Source organism: Kitasatospora sp. NPDC001159, assembly GCF_053598235.1.
Map to the genome: position 1 here is coordinate 1 of NZ_JBSFJV010000232.1, position 3334 is coordinate 3334.

The window sequence follows — 3334 nt, forward strand, 5'->3', positions numbered from 1 at the left end:
TGGTGGGCGAGTTGGAGCGCGGCCATGCCGACGCCGCCGGTGGCCGCGTGCAGCAGCAGCGACTCCCCGGCCTCGGCCTTCGCCAGGTCGCGCAGCCCGTAGTAGGCCGTCAGGTACACCACCGGGGCGCCCGCCGCCTCGGCGAAGCCCCAGCCGCGCGGCTTGGGCGCCAGCAGCCGGTGGTCGGCGACCGAGACCGGGCCGATCTTGCCGATCAGGCCCATCACCTCGTCGCCCGGCGCGAAGCCGGTGACCCCCGGGCCGACCTCCAGCACCACGCCGGCGCCCTCGGAGGCGGCCGGGCGGCCGTCGTCCGGGACCATGCCCAGGGTGATCAGGATGTCGCGGAAGTTCAGACCCGCCGCCCGCACCGCGAGTCGGACCTGACCCTCCGCCAGCGGCCCCTCCACCTCGGGGCAGGCCACCAGCGCCAGCTTGTCCAGGCTGCCCTTGGCGGTGACGTCCAGCTGCCAGGGGCCGTCCAGCGGGGCCGTCAGGCCCTGCCCGGCGGCGGCCCGGGCCAGCCGCGGCACCAGGACGGCCGCGTCGCGCACCGCCAGCTGCGGCTCGCCCGAGGCCAGCGCGGCCGGCACCGCCTCGGCCGAGCCGGCCCGCCCGTCGAGGTCCAGCAGCACGAAGCGGTCCGGGTGCTCGGTCTGGGCGGAGCGCACCAGGCCCCACACCGCCGCACCGGGCAGGTCCGGCACGTCCTCACCCGCGTGCACGGCCACCGCGCGGCGGGTGACCACCACCAGGCGCGCCTCGGCGAAGCGCTCGTCCGCCAGCCACGCCCGGACGGTGTCCAGCACCCGTACGGCGCCGGAGCGGACGTCCGGCGCGCCGGACGCGCAGAGGAACGCCGTCCGGACGCCGGCCGCGGCCAGCCCGTCCAGGTCCGCCGCCGAGGCGAGCGGCAGCGCGCCGGTCAGCCCGGCGGTGTCCGCGCCGAGCAGCACCCAGCCCTCGGGCGCGGCGAGCGGCTCGACGGGCTCGGGCAGGGTGCTCCAGTCCACCGCGAACAGGTCGTCGCCGTCGGTCGTGACGGGCGCCAGCTGGTCGGCCGCGACCGGACGGACCGTCAGCGCCTCCACCGAGGCCACCGGCGCACCGGCGGTGTCCACCAGCTCCAGCGACACCGTGTCCGGCCCGGTCGGGGCGATCCGCGCCCGCACCGTCCGGGCGCCGGTCGCGAACAGCGACACCTGAGACCAGGAGAACGGCAGCCGCGGGGCGTCCCCGGAGCCGCTCAGCGCCAGGCCGTGCAGCACCGAGTCCAACAGCACCGGGTGCAGGCCGAAGGCGCCCGGCGCCGCCGACTCCGGCAGCGCGGCCTCGACGAACAGCTCGCCGCCGCGCCGCCAGGTCGCCCGCAGGCCCCGGAAGCCCGGCCCGTACTCCAGGCCGGTCGCGGCCAGCAGCGGATAGGCCTCCGCCACCGGTACCTCCACGGCCCGCTCCGGCGGCCAGGACCCGCCGGGTCCGGCCTTCGCCTCGGGCGCGGTGTCCGTCGGCAGCAGCGCGCCGGCCGCGTGCCGGGTCCACGGACGGTCCGCCGGGGCGTCGTCCGGCCGTGAGTACACCGCGAACGGGCGGCGGCCGTCGGCGTCCGCCGCGTCCACCAGCACCTGGAGGCGGACCGCGCCCTCCTGCGGCACCACCAGCGGCGCCTCGATGGTCAGCTCCTCGATCCGGCCGCAGCCCACCCGGTCACCCGCGTGGATCGCCAGGTCGACGAGGGCCGCACCCGGCACCAGCACGGTGCCCAGCACCGCGTGCTCGGCCAGCCAGGGGTGCGAGCGCAGCGACACCCGCCCGGTGAACAGCGGCCCGGCCTCGTCCGCCCGCTCCACGGCTGCGCCCAGCAGCGGGTGCTCGGCCCCGCTCAGGCCCGCCGAACCGACGCCGGACGCGCCCGCGCCGGGCACCAGCCAGTAGCTGCCGTGTTCGAACGGGTAGGTCGGCAGGTCCACCCGGGGCGCGGCCGGCAGTACGGCCGACCAGTCCACCGCACCGCCGCGCACGTGCACCTCGGCAGCGGAGGCGAGGAAGCGGAGCAGACCGCCCTCGCCCCGGCGGAGCGAACCGGCCACCACCGTGCGGTCCTCCCGCCCGGCGGCCTCCACCACCTGCTGCACGCCCACGGTCAGCACAGGGTGCGCGCTGGACTCCACGAAGACCCCGTAGCCGTCCGCGAGCAGCGCGTTCACCGTCTGCTCGAACAGCACCGTCCGGCGCAGGTTGCGCATCCAGTACTCCGGGTCGAGCCCGGCGGTGTCGACTGGCCCGCCGGTCACCGTCGAGTAGAACGCCACACCCGTCGAGCGGGGCTCGATGCCGGCCAGCAGCCCGAGCACCTCCTCCCGGATCGCGTCCACGTGCGCCGAGTGCGAGGCGTAGTCCACCGGGATCACCCGGGCCCGCACCTCCTCACGCTCATAGCCCGCGACCAGCTCGCGCAACGCGTCCGCGTCACCCGAGACCACCGTCACCGCGGGGCCGTTGACCGCCGCGATGCTCAACCGGTCCGGCCGGCCCGCGATCCGCTCCCGCACCTGTTCCACCGGCAGCGGGACGGAGACCATCCCGCCGAGCCCGGCGATGCCCCGCAGCGCACGGCTGCGCAGGGCGACCACCTTGGCGGCGTCGCCCAGGGACAGGGCGCCGGTGACGGCGGCCGCGGCGATCTCGCCCTGCGAGTGGCCCACCACGGCGTCCGGACGGACCCCGTACGAGCGCCACAGCTCGGCCAGCGACACCATCACCGCCCACAGCGCCGGCTGCACCACGTCCACCCGCTCCAGCGACGCCTCGTCGCCGGTCCCGCGCAGCACGTCCAGCAGCGACCAGTCGGTGAACGGTTCCAGGGCCGCCGCGCACTCCTCGATCCGGGCGCGGAACACCGGTGCGGTGTCCAGCAGTTCGACGGCCATGCCGAGCCACTGCGAGCCCTGGCCGGGGAACACCAGCACCGTGTGGCCGGTCGGCTGGGCGGCCCCGGTGACCGCGTTCGCCGTCGTACGGCCCTCGGCGAGGGCGTTCAGCGCCTCGCGCAGAGCGGTCGGGTCGGCGGCGGTGACGACGGCGCGGTGGTCGTGCAGGGCGCGGGTGGTGGCGAGGGAGCGGGCCAGGGCTGTGCTGTTCGCGTCGTCTAGGACGGTGAGCAGGCGGGTGGCCTGGGCCTGGAGAGCCTTCGGGGTCTTGGCGGAGAGGAGGAAGGGGAGGGCGGCGGGGGTGCCGGCGGCGTCCTGCTGCACCACGGGCTCGGGGCCCTGTTCGAGGATGACGTGGGCGTTGGTGCCGCTGATGCCGAAGGAGGAGACGGCGGCGCGGCGGG

The 3334-nt window shown here is 76.9% G+C and carries 1 protein-coding gene; it reads right to left on the reverse strand.

What is annotated here, in order from left to right; all coding sequences use genetic code 11:
* Positions 1-3334: acyltransferase domain-containing protein (locus ACWC9T_RS41285; RefSeq protein WP_449826161.1), on the reverse strand; the 3334-nt coding region annotated here is incomplete at both ends.